This is a genomic window from Yersinia thracica, from assembly GCF_902170565.1.
GTDB lineage: Bacteria > Pseudomonadota > Gammaproteobacteria > Enterobacterales > Enterobacteriaceae > Yersinia > Yersinia thracica.
Window position 1 is genome coordinate 17,311 of record NZ_CABHXX010000002.1, and the last position, 16,832, is coordinate 34,142.

A 16,832-nucleotide genomic window follows, 5' to 3' on the forward strand; every position below is an offset into this window, starting at 1 on the left:
AGGCTACTCAGTATCTGGAGTGAAAGGGGTTAATGGCGCATCAACATCGTCGCTCAACAGAACTTGAACGCGTTGTTCAGCTTGCAGCAAGGTTTGCTGCCCAAGACGTGCTAACTGCACCCCGCGCTCAAACTCATTTAATGCCTCTTCCAACGGAAGCTCGCCGGACTCCAGGCGAGTAACAATCTGTTCCAGTTCGCTGAGCGATGTCTCAAAACTGGCGGCTTTGGTTTCAGGTGATGCGGCTTTTTTCGGCATAGTTTTATTCGACTCGGTATTTTTATGAAACGTAACCTTGATGGCGCGTAACGTCTTCCTGCTTACAGAGAGCAACTCTTCAGGTCAAAAATGTATTACCGGCTATTCTAGCGGATAATGAAGGGGAAATCGTGACGTTTAAGTCCGGTTTTTAGTACGCAGCAGCACATCATATAGTGATATACTCCTCGGCTTGCATATTTTCGCTAACACTTTTGACTGTTGCTCTCAATAGCGACGCCATCACTCCATAACCAGACAACTAAAGACCGCCATGAAGTTTATCATTAAATTGTTCCCAGAAATCACCATCAAGAGTCAATCTGTGCGATTGCGCTTCATTAAGATCCTCACCACCAATATCCGCAATGTATTGAAAAACCTTGAGGACGATACCCTCGCGGTGGTTCGCCATTGGGATCATATTGAAATCCGGACTAAAGATGACAATCTTGGCCCACAGATTTGTGATGCTCTGACCCGTGTCCCAGGGATCCACCATATTCTCGAAGTGGAAGATCGCAGCTACACTGATATGCACAATATTTTCGAGCAAACGCTGGAAGCCTATCGTGACACTCTGATCGGGAAAACATTCTGTGTTCGGGTGAAACGCCGTGGTAAACATGAGTTTTCATCGGGTGATGTTGAGCGATATGTTGGCGGCGGTCTGAATCAACATATTGAAAGTGCCAAAGTTAAACTGACTCATCCTCAGGTAACCGTCCATTTGGAAGTTGATCAGGACAAGCTGACCCTGATCAAGGCGCGTCATGAAGGATTGGGCGGCTTCCCGATTGGGACGCAGGAAGATGTTTTATCTCTGATTTCCGGCGGTTTTGACTCGGGTGTCTCCAGCTACATGCTGATGCGTCGTGGCTGCCGCGTGCATTATTGTTTCTTCAATCTTGGTGGCTCCGCCCATGAGATTGGGGTGAAGCAAGTTGCCCATTATCTGTGGAATCGTTTTGGTAGCTCCCATCGGGTGCGTTTTGTTGCCATTGATTTTGAGCCGGTGGTGGGCGAAATTCTTGAAAAAGTCGAAGATGGCCAGATGGGCGTGGTGTTGAAGCGCATGATGGTGCGCGCGGCGTCTCAAGTTGCAGAACGTTATGGCGTGCAAGCGCTAGTCACCGGTGAAGCGCTAGGGCAGGTGTCCAGCCAGACATTGACCAACTTGCGTTTGATTGATAATGCCTCTGACACGCTGATCCTGCGCCCACTGATCTCGCATGACAAAGAGCACATCATCAATCTGGCGCGTCAAATCGGCACCGAAGATTTTGCTAAGACCATGCCAGAATATTGCGGTGTGATTTCAAAAAGCCCGACGGTGAAAGCGGTTAAAGCCAAAATTGAAGAAGAGGAATCTCACTTTGATTTCTCCATTTTGGACCGAGTTGTCAATGAGGCCAAAAACGTCGATATCCGTGAAATTGCTGAACAAAGCCGTGAGCAGGTGGTTGAAGTTGAAACTGTCGCCGAGCTGGCGGATACCGATGTGTTGCTGGATATCCGTGCGCCCGATGAGCAGGATGAAAAGCCACTGAAGTTAGACGGAATTGAAGTCCGTGCGCTGCCATTCTATAAATTGAGTTCGCAATTTGCCAATTTGGATCAGAGCAAAAGCTATCTGTTATATTGCGATCGCGGTGTGATGAGCCGTTTGCAGGCGCTTTACTTGCGCGAGCAGGGCTATACCAATGTGAAAGTTTACCGCCCATAGTTTTTGAATAATTGACGGCTACTGCGCGTGTGGATTTTGAGCTTGAGCTGTGCTCGAACTCCTCACGTACTACGTGTACGCTCCGGGTTCTGCGCGCAGTGCGCACTCAAACTCCTTTCGCTCGCGACGCCTCGTTGCGGGATGTTAACGGCTACTGCGGCTTCAAGTCCGAAGGGTATAGTTATAAATCCCTGGCGGTAGTACCAACTGCCAGGCAATTTCTTCGGCTTTTCCCCGTCCGAGTAATAAGAAAACTATTTTTAGTGCGAAATCAATGGATGTTCCTGGCCCTTGGCTGGTCACCAGATTAACCCGCCGATCGTAAACTACCCGCTGATCCATCCACTTTGTCGGGTCAATTTTATCTTTTAATGCGGGGAAACCGGTCATATTCCCAACCGGGAATAACTGGTGATGTTCAAGGACTAAGGCGGGTGCGGCGCAAATGGCGGCGACCAAACGGCCCTCTTTATGTGTTTGTTCTACAGTGGCGACTAACAATGGGCTGTCGCGAAAGCATTCCGCGCCCTTAATCCCGCCGGGCAGCACCACCACATCAAATTTTTGATCCGCCACATCCACCAGGCGAGCATCGGCCAGTAACCGGACGCCGCGTGAACACACAATTTCCAGTGCGCCGTCACTGGCGACACTGGCGGTCGTGACGTTAATCCCTGCACGCACCAGAATATCAATGGTGGTGACGGCCTCGGTTTCTTCACTACCAGGAGCCAGACAAACCAGCGCCGATACGCTCATACTCATTTTCCTTACTTTTAATTAAGTCATACAACCGGGCATTCTCTGGCAAGGTCATGCCGTGACTGCGTGCGCGCCGCAGTAAGTAGCCGGTGATGTAGTCTATCTCGGTGTGTCGTTGGCAGCGTAAATCCTGTAATAGTGACGAGATGTTATCGGCGGTGCTCTGGATAACATCATTGACATAGCTTAACAGGCTGCTGGTTGAAGTATGGTAGCCCTCCATCTCCATCACACCGGCGATCTCAGCACATAATTTCTCAATCAGCTCTGGATAGCGCTGCAAATCACCATTGCGGCAGTTATATAGGCCGGTAAGCGGATTAATCACGCAGTTTACCGCCAGTTTTTGCCAACATGCCGCAGAAATATCGTCATGCCAGGCTACGTCCGGCAGGGCCTGATGCAAAACATCGGCCAATTGGCTGATATCGGTTGTAACAGAGGACATCGGGCCAATATGAGTAATACCGCTGGCGACATGGACGATAGTGTTGCCATCCCTGCGCGCTGCATGAGTGGTAACACCATGGAGAAAGAGATGGTCATCCCGTGGTAATTCTTCTTGCGTGCCCATCCCATTGTGTAACAGTAAAATCTTACATTCGGGGTTAAGTTTGGGCAGTAAGCCGGTGATGGCACTGGATACTTGCCATGCCTTTAAGCAAACCAATAATAGTTCACTTTTTGACAAATGCTCTGGATCATTAGTGGGGAGATTCTGATTGAATGCTTCGCCACCTAAGGATATGACATTAACCGAACAGTAGGGCTGTGGCACACGAAGCCAGCCTTGCACATCGTGGCCTTGCTGGTATAGCGCTGATAACCATAACTGCCCGAGAGCTCCGCAACCAAGCACAGTAATTTTCATTGAGACCTCCTTGGTATGGGCGGAAAGATACTGTATTTTTCTCAGTATTATGCGTGATTATAGACTTTTTGGTCATAAAACGCAGAGTTAGCTACAAACCGGTTTTACCCAGAATTGTGTGGGAGTTGAGCAATTGTCAGCACTTGGCTTTGTCTGTTGGGATAAAGCGGTTATTATGCTTGCCATTCATCTTATCAGGAGGAGGGAATATGCCATCTTTCGACATCGTATCTGAAATTGATATGCAAGAAGTGCGCAACGCAGTGGAAAACGCCACCCGTGATCTGGCAAACCGTTGGGATTTCCGTAATGTTCCTGCGAGTTTTGAGCTAAATGAAAAGAACGAAAGTATCAAAGTGGCCAGTGAATCTGATTTCCAGGTTGAACAACTGCTGGATATTTTGCGTGCTCAATTGACCAAACGCGGCATTGAAGGGGCGGCATTGGAAATCCCGGAAGAAATGGATCGTAGTGGCAAAACCTACAGTGTGGATGCCAAATTGAAGCAAGGGATTGAAAGTGCTCAGGCGAAGAAGCTGGTTAAGCTGATTAAAGACAGCAAGCTGAAAGTTCAGGCACAGATTCAGGGCGAACAAGTTCGGGTTACCGGTAAAGCGCGTGATGATTTGCAGGGGGTGATGGCATTGATTCGTGGTGCTGATTTGGGCCAACCATTCCAGTTCAATAACTTCCGTGACTGATTCATAGCTAAAACAGGTACAAAGGCATTCATCTCCTTTGTACCTGTTCTGGGTTATATCGCGTTAACTAACTCTTCTAGCTGATTGCGATTGGTTTTTTTGGTATCTACTTTGACATAAGCGCTGCGCTCGGCTCTTACCACGACGGCCTCCGTGACACCGGGTTGTGCTCTGATTCGCTCTTCTAAGGCTGAATCTTTTACCGCCAATTCTGACAAAGTAATGCGCAGGCTGCTGACATAAGGTGGCTCTTGCATGGTGGCACTCACGCCAAACCACACCAGCGCAATAACTGCGCCACCCGCAAACACCATACTTGCCCCTTCCATACCAAATATCCAGCCACCTAAACTCCCGCCGATAGCCACACCAATAAATTGGCTGGTGGAGTAAATTCCCATTGCGGTGCCTTTATAGCCTGCTGGCGATTCTTTGCTGATCAATGACGGCAATATGGCTTCCATCACGTTGAAAGCAATAAAGAATAGTTGCACACCGGCAATGATAATCCACAGCTGTTGCCCGGCAGACCACAGCACCACTTCGGCGGCAAACAGCACCGCGACACAGCCCATAAAGACCTGTTTCATGCGGCGTTTGACTTCAGCATAAATAATGAACGGCACGACTGCGGCGAAGGAGACCAACATGGTCACCAGATAGACAATCCAGTGTTGGGCAGGCGCTAAGCCCGCATTGGTCATAATCTGTGGCAATGCCACGAAGCTCGACATCAATAAAATGTGCAAACACATAATGCCAAAATTGAGTTTGAGTAACCGGCTATTGTTGAGCACTTTGCTCACACTGCCCTTGACGATACTGGATTCGCGATTCAGCACATGGCTATCGGCATCTGGCACCACGGCTAAGGTAATAACAATACCTAATAGCGCCAGGATGGCTATCCCCCAGAACAGGGCTTGCAAGCCAAAGGCATGAGTAACAATTGGCCCGAGCACCATGGCGATGGCAAAAGTGACGCCAAAGCTGACACCAATAAATGCCATCGCTTTGGTGCGGTTTTGTTCACGAGTCAAATCTGATAATAGCGCCATTACGGCGGCGGCAATCGCTCCGGAGCCTTGCAGCGCACGACCCAGAATGATGCCCCAGATTGAATCACTCATGGCGGCAATGACACTACCCAGAGCAAAAATTAACAGGCCGCCGACGATTAACGGCTTACGGCCGATGCGATCAGAAACCAGCCCGAATGGGATCTGGAAAATGGCCTGAGACAGCCCATAGATGCCAATGGCGATACCAATCAGTGCTTCACTGGCACCGGAAAGCGCCATGCCGTAGGTGGTGAGAACCGGCAAAACCATAAACATGCCGAGCATGCGCAAAGAAAATACCGTACCCAGCCCCCAGGTCGCCCGAAGCTCCAGCGGGGTCATTTTATTGTCGTTCATTACCACCTCAAAAAAACCTTCTTTCCCATTGTAATGATGTTGGGCACAGCCAGTAAATCTATTGATGTTTAGAATGTATTACAGGCGAGTTTTTAGCTAACAGCAGGGCGGGCAGAAATAAAAAATGGCTGGTAGGAATAGCCCGCCAGCCATTTTAACATCAATACGGTTGAAGTTACCCGACGTAAGTCAGTAATCCAGCCGAGGCAGGGACATTGAAATCAACCGACATCATGACGCTCAATGACGTAATAGCAATGATAGAGAAGACAAATAGTTTTCTCGCCCATACGATGTCATTGGTCGCCTTGTAACCGCGTAATGCCATCCCCAACCACCAGACACTCACCGCAGCAGCTACAACCAAATATTTGTAACCGGCATAGCCACTTAAGGTCAGCATCAAGGTGGCGACCATAAATGCCAAAATATAAAGGATAATATGGTTTTTGGTGACCGATATTCCTTTTATCACCGGCAGAACCGGAATGTTGGCAGCTTGATAATCCTTAAAGCGGAAAATCGCGATGGCGTAGGAATGCGGCATTTGCCACAAGCTGAAAATAAGCAGCAGGATCAAGGCGCCCATATCAAACTGCCCAGTAACGGCACAGTAACCAATCACCGGTGGGGCGGCACCTGACAAGCTGCCAATCAATGTGCCGTAGACGGATTTGCGTTTCATATAGAGGCTATAAACCCCGACATAAATCACGAAGCCAATCACAGCCAGCCACATAGCTAATGGGTTAGCGGCAACATAGAGCAGCAGCATGCCAGCAATACCCAGCACTGTTGCATAAATCAGGCTCACTTTCGGATCGATAAGCCCTTTTACCAGGACACGATTCTTTGTTCTCTCCATGATGCGGTCGATATCACGGTCGATATAGTTGTTAAAAACGCACCCGGAGGCAACAACTAACGAGACACCGAGCATGGTGGAGAGAAATAGGGGGTAATCAATCACGCCTTTGGAAGCGAGGAGAAATCCCCCAATGACAGAAATTAAATTACCGAAAATAATTCCTGGCTTAGTGACTTGCAGGTATTGCTTAATCATCACATGTAGCTCTTCAGTCAACCATCATATTGATGTTGAGGTTGTACATAATCCAGAGTGAGCCCACAACAACGATGGCGATAATCATAGCGGTGAACAAGAAAGCCACCAGATTCCAACGTTCCTCGGACGATCCATTCATATGTAGGAAGTACACCAAGTGCACGATAATCTGCACCACGGCTAAACCGACCACTGTGGCCAGAATAGTCGTATGGGAGGCGGTACCACTCATCACCATAGCGAATGGAATAACAGTCAGAATCACCGACAGAATAAAGCCAATAATATATGACTTCAAGCTACCGTGGCTGGCTCCACCGTGAGTCGTTGTTGAATGACTAGATGTTGGATGGCTCATCACATAGCTCCTAACAGATAGACAACGGTGAATACGCAGATCCAGACCACATCCAGGAAGTGCCAGAACAAGCTCAGGCACATCAGGCGGGTACGGTTCGTTTCATTCAGGCCGCGTTTTGCTACTTGAATCATCATAATGATGATCCAAACCAGGCCAGCGGTAACGTGAATACCGTGGGTGGCAACCAGTGCGAAGAAGCTAGACAGGAACGCGCTGCGATCCGGGCCGTAACCTTCAGCAATCAGGTGATGGAATTCATAGATTTCCATTGCCACAAAGCCCAGGCCGAACAGGAAAGTTAGACCTAACCAGGTATTAACCTGGTTTTTGTGGCCTTTGTTCATGCCCAGCATAGCAATGCCGTAAGTAATACTACTAAACAGCAACAGGAAAGTTTCGACCAGAACAAAGTTCAAGTCGAAGATATCCCGGCCTGAAGGACCACCAGCGGTCCCATTCACCAGCACTGCATAAGTTGCAAACAATGTCGCAAACAAAATACAGTCGCTCATCAAGTAGATCCAGAAGCCGAATACTTTCGTCGCTCCTGCATCGTGATGCCCATGCTCTGCATGGGCGACGTTATGGTTAGTCAGAGTTTCAGTTGACATGATTCACGCCTGCTTTGCTGATTTGTTCATGATGAAGATCTTCAATGCGCTCCACTTCTGCAACCGGCACATAGTAATCAACATCCTCGTCGAAGCTTTTCACAATCCAGGTCACAATCATGCCGACGAAGCCAACGATGGCCAGCCACCAGATGTACCAGATCATGGCAAAGCCGAAGATCAAGCTGAAGCCAGCAATAATCACACCTGCACCGGTATTCTTCGGCATGTGGATTTCTTCATATTTCGCTGGGCGTTTGTATGCTTCGCCTTTCTCTTTCATATCCCAGAATTCGTCACGGTCTGTCACTTCAGGAACAACAGCGAAGTTATAGAACGGCGGTGGGGAAGAGGTAGACCACTCCAGCGTACGGCCACCCCATGGGTCACCGGTCAGGTCACGATTCTGCTCGCGGTCACGGATACTGACGAACACCTGGATAACCTGGCACAAGATACCGCAAGCAATCAGCACTGCACCGCCTGCTGCCACCATTAACATCGAGTGAAATTCTGGGTTGATGTCCTGGCTCAGACGACGGGTCATGCCCATAAAGCCCAGTATATACAGCGGCATAAAGGCAACGAAGAAGCCGATAATCCAGAACCAGAAGGCACGGATGCCCCATTTTTCATTAAGCGTGAAGCCGAAGGATTTAGGCCACCAATAAGTCAGGCCAGCGAAGCAACCGAACACCACACCACCGATAATCACGTTATGGAAGTGGGCAATCAGGAACAAGCTGTTATGCAGCACGAAGTTTGCGCCTGGTACTGCCAACAGAACGCCGGTCATCCCACCGATAGAGAAGGTGATGATGAAGCCAACAGTCCACAACATCGCGGAGTTAAACTGAATACGGCCTTGGTACATGGTGAACAGCCAGTTGAATATTTTCACCCCGGTCGGGATAGAAATAATCATCGTGGCGATACCGAAGAAGGCGTTAACGTTCGCGCCTGACCCCATAGTGAAGAAGTGGTGCAGCCAAACAATAAACGACAGTACGGTAATCGCGATGGTTGCCCACACTAAAGAGGTGTAACCAAACAGACGTTTTCTGGAGAAGGTCGCGGTAACCTCGGAGAATACCCCGAATACCGGCAGAACCAGAATGTACACTTCCGGATGGCCCCAGGCCCAAATCAGGTTGATGTACATCATCATGTTGCCACCCATATCATTGGTAAAGAAATGGGTGCCAAGGTAGCGGTCCAGAGTCAGCAACGCGACGGTCACAGTCAGGATCGGGAAAGAAACGATAATCAAAATGTTGGTGCAAAGCGCCGCCCATGTGAAGACAGGCATCTTCATCATCGACATGCCAGGCGCACGCATTTTCAGGATAGTCGCGAAGAAGTTAACACCGGTCAGCAAGGTCCCTAAACCGGAAATCTGTAGACTCCAGATCCAGTAATCGACCCCAACACCAGGGTTGTACTCTTTACCTGACAGTGGCGGATAGGCCAACCAACCGGTTTGCGCGAATTCACCGACCCCCAGAGAGATGTTGATTAACACCACCCCGACGACAAAGAACCAGAAACTCAGGGAGTTCAGGAACGGGAAGGCAACGTCACGAGCACCGATTTGTAGCGGTACGACCACGTTCATCAAGCCCACCACAAAAGGCATCGCCATGAAGAAAATCATGATAACGCCGTGAGCGGTGAAAATCTGATCATAGTGATGAGGCGGCAGGAACCCGGCCTCGCCAGCGGAAGCAAGTGCTTGCTGGCTGCGCATCATGATGGCGTCGGCAAAACCACGCAAAAGCATGACCATGGCGACCAGAATGTACATGATACCGATTTTTTTATGGTCAACCGAAGTCAGCCATTCGCTCCATAACCATTTCCATTTGCCGAAATAGGTCAGAGCAGCGACAAGAGCCAGCCCACCCAGAACAATTGCAGCAACGGTAACCATAATGATTGGTTCGTGTAACGGAACCGCATCAAGTGTTAATTTTCCCAACATCGTTTTATTCCTCGGCTCCGGCGTGAGCGGCGTGTTCGCCCATATCCATGCCCTGGCTCATATCCATACCTGAATGGGTATCATCGCCTTTCTTGTGCATGTTCATATCGCCCATAAACTTGCCAATAATTCCTTTAAACAGCTCCGGTTTAATACTGGAGAAATACTCAACCGGGTTATTTTCGCTCGGTTCAGCCAGTTTATTGAAATCGTCAGTGGTATTCAGGGTGTTCGGCGATTTTTTCACCTGTGCGACCCACTGGTTAAAGTCTTCCTGCGTAGGTGTTGCGATCGCAGTGAATTTCATACCAGAGAAGCCTTTGCCGCTGAAGCTGCTGGAAATACCATTGTATTTACCGGCTTCGTTAGCAATCAGATGCAATTTGGTTTGCATCCCAGCCATCGCATAGATCTGCCCGCCTAACTGAGGAATAAAGAACGAATTCATTACTGAGTTGGAGGTGATTTTAAAATTCACCGGAACGTCAGTAGGGAAAGCCAGTTCATTTACTGTAGCAATACCTTGTTCTGGATAGATAAACAGCCATTTCCAGTCAAGGGAAACCACTTCAATGGTGATCGGTTCTTTACCAGCCACTTCGATCGGTTTGAACGGGTCAAGTTCGTGGGAGGTTTTCCAGGTTATCGTAGCTAAAATAGCAATGATAATGATTGGAACAGCCCAAACAACAAGCTCAATTTTGTTGGAATGGGACCAGTTTGGGGTGTAGGTCGCACTTTTGTTGGACGCGCGGTACTTCCATGCAAAAGCAAACGCCATAAAAATAACCGGAACTACGACGATCAACATTAAACCGATAGCAGTGAGTATCAGTGTTTTTTGCTCGACTCCGATTGCGCCTTTGGGGTTCATCAATACCATATCGCAACCACTGAGCATTACCGTGGCTGCTAATAAAGACAACATACCCATATTTTTAATGTATTTCTTAAGTCTCATCTAACGACCTCAATTACAAAAGGGCTCTATTGTCGTTTCATGTGTGCGGGCATTTTACGGGAAGGTTGCAGGACTGTAAACATACATCAGATTGTGTCAGCGGCTTGTTGACACTTTATGTTAAGGGGGTCACAGATGTTGTGCAGCGTGATAATTTACTAATGGCAACAATATGTTGGCGAAAGTGCTTGGTGGTGAAACTGAGGATGTTAAGGAAAAACAACGGTAATTGGCGTTTTATTCGTGGTAAATACTGATTTTTAATTATTTCGTAAGCTTATTTTATGTAAATAATATGTGATGCAATGGTGAATTTAAATATATTCCGGAGCGCTATAAATAGCTGCTCCGGAATCATTTAGTTAGAAGTTATATTTAATGGAATAAACGATACCATCTTGTAAAAAACCTTCGCCTAATTTGTTATAAGCATAACGGTACTGAATACCAGTAGTGAATTGCTTAATTGGTGTCCACCAAAGCGCAATGGCTCCGTTCACCCCGTCACGGCCACCGTTACCTGCGGCGTAGCGCTCAGCGCGGTTGAACTCAAGTTCATTCCAGTTGGTAATGCTGAAGTTTTCATCGAATGCAGTAAAGTCATAACCTGCAACCCAACCGACGACATAACCGTTATTGCCTGAGTAATAGGTTTGATCAACATAATGCAGTGCAACGAAGGGTTTCATCCACACGCCAGCAACTGTTGCGTTATAGCCGATACCGTACAAGGTATTCACTTCATGGAAGTTGCTGTAATTATTACCTTCTGCACTTGGCAGTGAGTAAGTTCCGTAGATGTGACCATACAGGTTGAAACCGGTATCGCCTAAGTAGTAACGTCCGGTCGTTTTGAAAGTATAACGTTGGTTATCACCGGGTTGTGCCGTTTTTGAATTGAATGGGTTTTCTAAGTCAAAGAAGCCGTAAACCTCGCCCCAGCTATAACCTGCACCACCTTCCAACTCAATATATGCGAAGTCATCTTTATGCGAAGAATTACCTGATTTATGCGTCGTACTGCGCGTCCAATCTAAGTAGTTCATGCTGATATTAGCAAATCCCCATTGGTATTCAGCTTGCACAGCCGGAGCCAAGGTGATCGCAGCCAGCGCCGCAGCACCGATAAGAATTTTACGCATAAATGCCTCTGTGTGGTTGAAAGATGTCAGGAGAAATAAAAAGACACAATCCCTAACAAAAAGTGCGCTCATCATAGTCTCAGAGCACGAAAGGATAAATAGTCGAAAGTGACGCAGATCTCGTTTTGTGAATAATATTTTGCAAGTGTTACTGTGATTTGTGATTAAGTTCAATAAATCGACAGGAGAGTATTTAGGTGGCTTATTTTGTAGTCATAAAAAAACCGGTATAAGTACCGGCTTTTACAATTTAATATGGTTTATTAAGCTAATTTATCACGCCTGAGTGCGAGATAATCTAATACCCCACCGAGAACCATGCCGAGCACGCTGAGCTGAATACCCCGTAACAGCAACATATCAGCCACTTGGGGAGCTGCAGTCCAATCTAGTGCATTACTTATCAGTAAAATCAGCCATGCGGCTAGCAATACGCAGCCAATGGTCAAAAAGCGCAATGCCCAGCGATAAGCGGTTTTGAATGCTGTTCGCGGCATAAATTCATCTGTTTTCTGCGTATGTTCCAATGTCTGGCGGCAGATATAAAGCAATATCAGGCCAGGAATAGCTGCAGCAATGGAGAATAAATAGAAGAGAGGCCAGCCATGTGTTTCAACGAACCATCCGGCGATCGGGCCAACATATACACGGCCCACAGCGGATAATGCTGATAACAAAGCAAATTGTGTCGCGGAGAAAGATTTATTACACAGCGTCATCAGCAGAGCAACAAACGCCGCTGTTCCCATCCCACCACACAGATTTTCCAGGAAAATGGCGCTACCCATGGAAAATATATTTTTGTCCGTAATGGATAATAGCCAATAACCAATATTGGATATGGCTTGTAAAATGCCGAAAATCATCAATGCCCTGAATAAACTCAGGCGCTGCATCAGCAGGCCGCCATACAGTGCGCCAATAATTGTGGCGATTAATCCCAAGGTTTTATTGACCAGCCCGACTTCTCCAGCATCAAATCCTACTCCACGAATCAAGAAAGTGGTGCTCAAGCTGGCGGCAAAGGCATCGCCCATTTTGTACAGCACGATCAGCAGCAGAATGAGCCAGGCATTGTTGCGACCAAAGAAATCGCGCAGTGGTTCGACGATGGCCTGTTCGAGTGTTTTCGGCGGAGCAATACGGATGTCGGGTTCAGGGGCCAATAAAGTGGTAAATACCCCAATGAGCATCAAACCCGCCATCAGCCAGTAAGTGGATTGCCAGCCGAGATAGCGATCCGCTATCCACAGGGCCAACCCGCCAGACACCAACATGGCGAGGCGATAACCCAGCACGGAAACTGCGGCACCGGTGCCGCGCTCTTCCGCTGTCAGTAAATCGGTTTTATAGGCATCAAAAACAATATCTTGCGATGCAGAACAGAATGCAACCAGCACGGCAATAGCGGCCAGCCACCATAAATGTTTAGCCGGTTCCATAAAGCCCATGGCGATAATGGCGACGATTAATAGCAATTGGCTGATTATCAACCAACCCCGGCGACGCCCCAGAAATGAGGGGGTATAGCGGTCCATTAATGGGGACCAAAGGAACTTAAAAACGTAAGCTTGGCCGACCAAGGAAAAAATACCAATGGTTTTCAGGTCGACGTTTTCAACCGTCATCCAAGCTTGCAATGTCCCGCCGGTCAGGGCTAAAGGCAGGCCTGAGGCAAATCCCAACAACAAAAGAACAAGAGAATTACGTTGGGTAAAAAGGTTCGAATAGCGATTGGGCATGTGAGACCTACATGCTCCACCCCATGAGCGGGGCAGAGCATTCTGTTAAGCAGTAATAATGATATTAAGCAAACGGCAGATTAGCGGGCATTTTGTTTGATAAAGCTGCTGACACTGGTGTCTTGGGCCATATCTGCAATCACATCACTCAACACGGTATTAACGGCATCAGTGATCTTTTCATTGGTCGCAGTAAAGGCGCCCTGGACGTTATAGCTGGCACGGTAGTTTTTAACCTGCTTGTTGCCGTTTTTCGCGGTAGCAGTAATCGAAATGTCGGCTTTGGTGGTAATGTTATAGCGAAGATTACCTTCCTGCACGTCAGCAAACAGTTGATTGACAACAATTTGTAAGTCAACTGGCGCGTTAGTACCAATCATATAGCCACGAGCCGTCATTTGTTTTTCGAGCACTTCTTGTAACAGGAAACGCAGATCACGCGACGGCGTTAATACCACCAACTGGCCATCACGATTCACTCTAGCCAACGCAGCATCTTGGCGCTGATCGGCCCCATTAATGCTGATAGTCACCCCCATCAGGGTTGGATCTTGCGGTGGCAATACCACTTTTGGAGTGACATTCAATGTGTTGTTACTGGCAGCACAGCCGGCCAGAATAAAAACAGCCAACAGCGGGAAAAGAATTTTCTTTAGCATGTTCACTTTCTCAATAGTTATGGAATTCTTTAATAATCAGAGCGGGATAGCAGCCATGTTATTTTGCGAGTTTGCAGTTGCGACATCATAGCACTGCGAGTGGCTGGTGGAAGATCCTGATGTAGAGAATTTCACCAAAAAATACGTTTTTCCCCCAAGTGACCTTTCATTTACTTCAAAGCTCTTACAAATAGCATTTTGATTGATGAGGAGATTGGACCCTTAGCTTGAGCCGATAGCGGTGAGATATTCGGGATATTTTGTATCTGAAATGTTATAAAACAGCGAAAATACACTAATATTGCAATACAGAGTAGGCAGTTTTCTGCCTCAGCAGTCAGGAGAGCATGATGATTTTGATTCGAGAACAAATTGAAGAAAAACTAAAAGCGGCATTCGAACCGGATCATCTGGAGGTAATTAATGAAAGTTACCGCCACAATGTTCCTGCTGGTTCGGAAAGTCATTTTAAAATTGTGATCGTCAGCGATAAATTTCAAGATCAACGCTTTCTTACTCGCCACCGCGCGATTTATAGTGCGTTGGCTGAAGAGTTGGCGAGCACGGTTCATGCGCTGGCTTTGCACACTTACACCCTGAAAGAGTGGGCTGGATTACAAGATACCGTACCGGCTTCACCCTCTTGCCGCGGAGCAGGAACGTTGGCTTAACAGGAAAATTGGCTTAAGCGGTCAGATAAATTAAATCAAGCTTGATAACAGTAGTCATTCTGGCCTGATTTAGGGTATTAGTAGATGAGAATTTTGTAGGCGGCCTTAGGGCCGCTTGTGTTTCTGTATAGGCGACATTGACATTTTATTGCTGCGCCACAGGAGTTTTAGCCGAGGGAACGATTCACGCGTGAATTTTACCGCGACAACATTCGCTTGCTTTCCTCGACTCATAACCTGTGCGCCGCTATAATGTCGCGTCTTATTTTTCCGGAATGGTTTCGGGACGCTTCTGACATCTGGGATACTCGGTTCTGTATAATGCGGCCGTCCCGGTTCTTAGAGGGTGTTTTCAGAGTTCGCATCATTCCTGAAAGGGGTGTGATGCTGCTTCGTTGGCAGCTTCTGGAGTTGACCGAGCACTGTGATTTTTTTGAGGTAACAAGATGCAAGTTTCTGTTGAAACCACCCAAGGCCTTGGCCGCCGTGTAACAATTACTGTTGCTGCTGACAGCATTGAGAAAGCAGTAAAAAGCGAATTAGTGAAAGCCGCTAAAAATGTTCGTATCGACGGTTTCCGTAAAGGCCACGTGCCGATGAACATCGTTGAGCAGCGCTACGGCGCATCTGTTCGCCAGGACGTTCTGGGTGAGCTGATGCAACGTAATTTCGTTGATGCGATCATTAAAGAAAAAATCAACCCAGCTGGCGCACCTAACTATGTGCCAGGCCAGTACAAAGAGGGTGAAGATTTTACTTATTCCGTTGAGTTCGAAGTGTATCCGGAAGTTGAGCTGAAAGATCTGGAAAGCATTGAAGTAGAAAAGCCAGTTGTTGAAGTCAATGACGCTGACGTTGATACCATGCTGGAAACTCTGCGTAAGCAACAAGCAACCTGGAAAGAAACTGACGCCGCAGCAACAGCTGAAGATCGCGCAACTTTGGATTTCACCGGCTCTATCGACGGTGAAGTGTTCGAAGGCGGTAAAGCGACTGATTTCGTGCTGGCAATGGGTCAGGGTCGTATGATCCCTGGTTTCGAAGAAGGTGTGATCGGCCATAAAGCCGGTGAAGAATTCACCATCGACGTAAACTTCCCAGAAGATTACCACGCAGAAAATCTGAAAGGTAAATCAGCTAAATTCGACATCGTGTTGAAGAAAGTTGAAGTGCGTGAGCTGCCAGAACTGACTGAAGAATTCATCAAACGTTTTGGCGTTGCTGATGGTTCAGTAGCAGGCCTGCGTGCTGAAGTGCGTAAAAACATGGAGCGCGAGCTGAAAGGCGCGGTACGCAACCGTGTTAAAACTCAGGCAATCGACGGTCTGGTTAGCGCTAACGAAATCGACGTTCCAGCTGCACTGGTAGAAAGTGAAATCGACGTTCTGCGCCGTCAGGCTGCACAGCGTTTCGGTGGTAACGAGAAACAAGCTGCTGAATTGCCACGCGAATTGTTCGAAGAACAAGCTAAACGTCGCGTTGTTGTTGGTCTGTTGCTGGGCGAAGTCATCAGCCAGCACGAACTGAAAGCTGATGAAGATCGTGTTAAAGCGCTGATCGAAGAAATGGCATCTGCTTACGAAGATCCACAAGAAGTTGTTGAGTTCTACAGCAAGAACAAAGAGCTGATGAACAATATGCGTAATGTTGCTCTGGAAGAACAAGCAGTAGAAACTCTACTAGCTAAAGCCAAAGTGACTGAAAAACCAACGACCTTTAGTGAGCTGATGAATCAGACCACTACTGCGTAATGTTTTTTAGCGCATCAAACTGGATATAATTTATCTGGTGTATTGAAAAAGCCCGTAGCCTTCTGGCCGCGGGCTTTTTCTTTTAGTAACAATAATCCTTCAATAGTATGATTAACCTGGCATCTTTAGCTGTAATTTGCGCTATATTTGA

Annotated in this window: 16 protein-coding genes; 4 read left to right on the forward strand and 12 right to left on the reverse strand. The window is 47.6% G+C overall.

The genetic code is table 11. From position 1 onward, the window contains the following. Positions 1-3 precede the first annotated feature (3 nt). Complete coding sequence (gene xseB / locus FTA91_RS00095; protein ID WP_038631488.1) at positions 4-258, reverse strand: exodeoxyribonuclease VII small subunit; 255 nt, start codon at positions 256-258, stop codon at positions 4-6. Positions 259-532: 274 nt separating this feature from the next. On the opposite strand from xseB, the gene thiI reads away from it, so the two are divergent. After that, complete coding sequence (gene thiI / locus FTA91_RS00100; RefSeq protein WP_050113262.1) at positions 533-1,984, forward strand: tRNA uracil 4-sulfurtransferase ThiI; 1,452 nt, start codon at positions 533-535, stop codon at positions 1,982-1,984. Between the two features lie 162 nt (positions 1,985-2,146). Here the strand turns inward: thiI and yajL are convergent, their stop codons facing one another. After that, complete coding sequence (gene yajL, locus FTA91_RS00105) at positions 2,147-2,743, reverse strand: protein deglycase YajL (protein ID WP_050113263.1); 597 nt, start codon at positions 2,741-2,743, stop codon at positions 2,147-2,149. Continuing rightward, a complete protein-coding gene (gene panE / locus FTA91_RS00110; protein WP_145582758.1) occupies positions 2,706-3,617 on the reverse strand; it encodes a 2-dehydropantoate 2-reductase in 912 nt (303 codons plus the stop codon). Before panE ends, yajL begins: the two co-directional genes overlap by 38 nt. Positions 3,618-3,826: 209 nt before the next feature. On the opposite strand from panE, the gene FTA91_RS00115 reads away from it, so the two are divergent. Then, the gene (locus FTA91_RS00115) at positions 3,827-4,318 is read left to right on the forward strand and encodes a YajQ family cyclic di-GMP-binding protein (RefSeq protein ID WP_004393506.1); all 492 of its coding nucleotides are present in this window, start codon (positions 3,827-3,829) and stop codon (positions 4,316-4,318) included. A 53-nt stretch (positions 4,319-4,371) separates the two neighbouring features. Here the strand turns inward: FTA91_RS00115 and FTA91_RS00120 are convergent, their stop codons facing one another. From FTA91_RS00120 to FTA91_RS00160, 9 genes are all read right to left on the reverse strand, one after another. After that, positions 4,372-5,736: an MFS transporter gene (locus FTA91_RS00120; RefSeq protein WP_050113265.1), complete on the reverse strand. Its 1,365-nt coding sequence runs from the start codon at positions 5,734-5,736 to the stop codon at positions 4,372-4,374. A gap of 175 nt (positions 5,737-5,911) precedes the next feature. Next, entirely contained in the window at positions 5,912-6,799 is an 888-nt protein-coding gene (gene cyoE, locus FTA91_RS00125) for a heme o synthase (RefSeq protein WP_174634781.1), read from the reverse strand. Positions 6,800-6,812: 13 nt separating this feature from the next. Then, on the reverse strand, positions 6,813-7,160 hold the full coding sequence (locus FTA91_RS00130) for a cytochrome o ubiquinol oxidase subunit IV (protein ID WP_005163527.1): 348 nt from the start codon (positions 7,158-7,160) through the stop codon (positions 6,813-6,815). Beyond that, positions 7,160-7,774 (reverse strand): cytochrome o ubiquinol oxidase subunit III, encoded by a 615-nt coding sequence (locus FTA91_RS00135; protein WP_005163525.1) that lies wholly within the window; start codon positions 7,772-7,774, stop codon positions 7,160-7,162. Before FTA91_RS00135 ends, FTA91_RS00130 begins: the two co-directional genes overlap by 1 nt. Continuing rightward, positions 7,764-9,755, reverse strand: a complete 1,992-nt coding sequence (gene cyoB, locus FTA91_RS00140; protein WP_050113268.1) for a cytochrome o ubiquinol oxidase subunit I — start codon at positions 9,753-9,755, stop codon at positions 7,764-7,766. The genes FTA91_RS00135 and cyoB overlap by 11 nt, the downstream gene beginning before the upstream one ends. A 4-nt stretch (positions 9,756-9,759) precedes the next feature. After that, entirely contained in the window at positions 9,760-10,716 is a 957-nt protein-coding gene (cyoA, locus tag FTA91_RS00145) for a cytochrome o ubiquinol oxidase subunit II (RefSeq protein ID WP_050113269.1), read from the reverse strand. Between the two features lie 362 nt (positions 10,717-11,078). Next, entirely contained in the window at positions 11,079-11,858 is a 780-nt protein-coding gene (locus tag FTA91_RS00150) for a nucleoside-specific channel-forming Tsx family protein (protein WP_050113270.1), read from the reverse strand. Between the two features lie 263 nt (positions 11,859-12,121). Further along, entirely contained in the window at positions 12,122-13,600 is a 1,479-nt protein-coding gene (ampG, locus tag FTA91_RS00155) for a muropeptide MFS transporter AmpG (RefSeq protein WP_050113271.1), read from the reverse strand. Positions 13,601-13,680: 80 nt separating this feature from the next. Next, positions 13,681-14,259 (reverse strand): lipoprotein, encoded by a 579-nt coding sequence (locus FTA91_RS00160; protein ID WP_004393496.1) that lies wholly within the window; start codon positions 14,257-14,259, stop codon positions 13,681-13,683. 350 nt (positions 14,260-14,609) lie between these two features. Between FTA91_RS00160 and bolA the strand changes: the two genes are divergently transcribed. Both bolA and tig read left to right on the forward strand, forming a co-directional pair. Next, positions 14,610-14,930, forward strand: coding sequence for a transcriptional regulator BolA (gene bolA, locus FTA91_RS00165; RefSeq protein WP_072082505.1), 321 nt, complete (start codon positions 14,610-14,612; stop codon positions 14,928-14,930). A gap of 446 nt (positions 14,931-15,376) precedes the next feature. Further along, the gene (tig, locus tag FTA91_RS00175) at positions 15,377-16,681 is read left to right on the forward strand and encodes a trigger factor (RefSeq protein WP_050113272.1); all 1,305 of its coding nucleotides are present in this window, start codon (positions 15,377-15,379) and stop codon (positions 16,679-16,681) included. Positions 16,682-16,832: the final 151 nt, after the last annotated feature.

Excerpts from the sequence above, each read along its gene's own strand:
- yajL (WP_050113263.1), bottom strand. The coding sequence starts at position 2,743 with ATGAGCGTATCGGCGCTGGTTTGTCTGGCTCCTGGTAGTGAAGAAACC.
- FTA91_RS00120 (WP_050113265.1), bottom strand. The coding sequence starts at position 5,736 with ATGAACGACAATAAAATGACCCCGCTGGAGCTTCGGGCGACCTGGGGG.
- thiI (WP_050113262.1), top strand. The coding sequence starts at position 533 with ATGAAGTTTATCATTAAATTGTTCCCAGAAATCACCATCAAGAGTCAA.
- FTA91_RS00130 (WP_005163527.1), bottom strand. The coding sequence starts at position 7,160 with ATGAGCCATCCAACATCTAGTCATTCAACAACGACTCACGGTGGAGCC.
- xseB (WP_038631488.1), bottom strand. The coding sequence starts at position 258 with ATGCCGAAAAAAGCCGCATCACCTGAAACCAAAGCCGCCAGTTTTGAG.
- FTA91_RS00160 (WP_004393496.1), bottom strand. The coding sequence starts at position 14,259 with ATGCTAAAGAAAATTCTTTTCCCGCTGTTGGCTGTTTTTATTCTGGCC.
- cyoA (WP_050113269.1), bottom strand. The coding sequence starts at position 10,716 with ATGAGACTTAAGAAATACATTAAAAATATGGGTATGTTGTCTTTATTA.
- cyoE (WP_174634781.1), bottom strand. The coding sequence starts at position 6,799 with ATGATTAAGCAATACCTGCAAGTCACTAAGCCAGGAATTATTTTCGGT.
- FTA91_RS00135 (WP_005163525.1), bottom strand. The coding sequence starts at position 7,774 with ATGTCAACTGAAACTCTGACTAACCATAACGTCGCCCATGCAGAGCAT.
- ampG (WP_050113271.1), bottom strand. The coding sequence starts at position 13,600 with ATGCCCAATCGCTATTCGAACCTTTTTACCCAACGTAATTCTCTTGTT.
- tig (WP_050113272.1), top strand. The coding sequence starts at position 15,377 with ATGCAAGTTTCTGTTGAAACCACCCAAGGCCTTGGCCGCCGTGTAACA.
- bolA (WP_072082505.1), top strand. The coding sequence starts at position 14,610 with ATGATTTTGATTCGAGAACAAATTGAAGAAAAACTAAAAGCGGCATTC.
- FTA91_RS00150 (WP_050113270.1), bottom strand. The coding sequence starts at position 11,858 with ATGCGTAAAATTCTTATCGGTGCTGCGGCGCTGGCTGCGATCACCTTG.
- FTA91_RS00115 (WP_004393506.1), top strand. The coding sequence starts at position 3,827 with ATGCCATCTTTCGACATCGTATCTGAAATTGATATGCAAGAAGTGCGC.
- panE (WP_145582758.1), bottom strand. The coding sequence starts at position 3,617 with ATGAAAATTACTGTGCTTGGTTGCGGAGCTCTCGGGCAGTTATGGTTA.
- cyoB (WP_050113268.1), bottom strand. The coding sequence starts at position 9,755 with ATGTTGGGAAAATTAACACTTGATGCGGTTCCGTTACACGAACCAATC.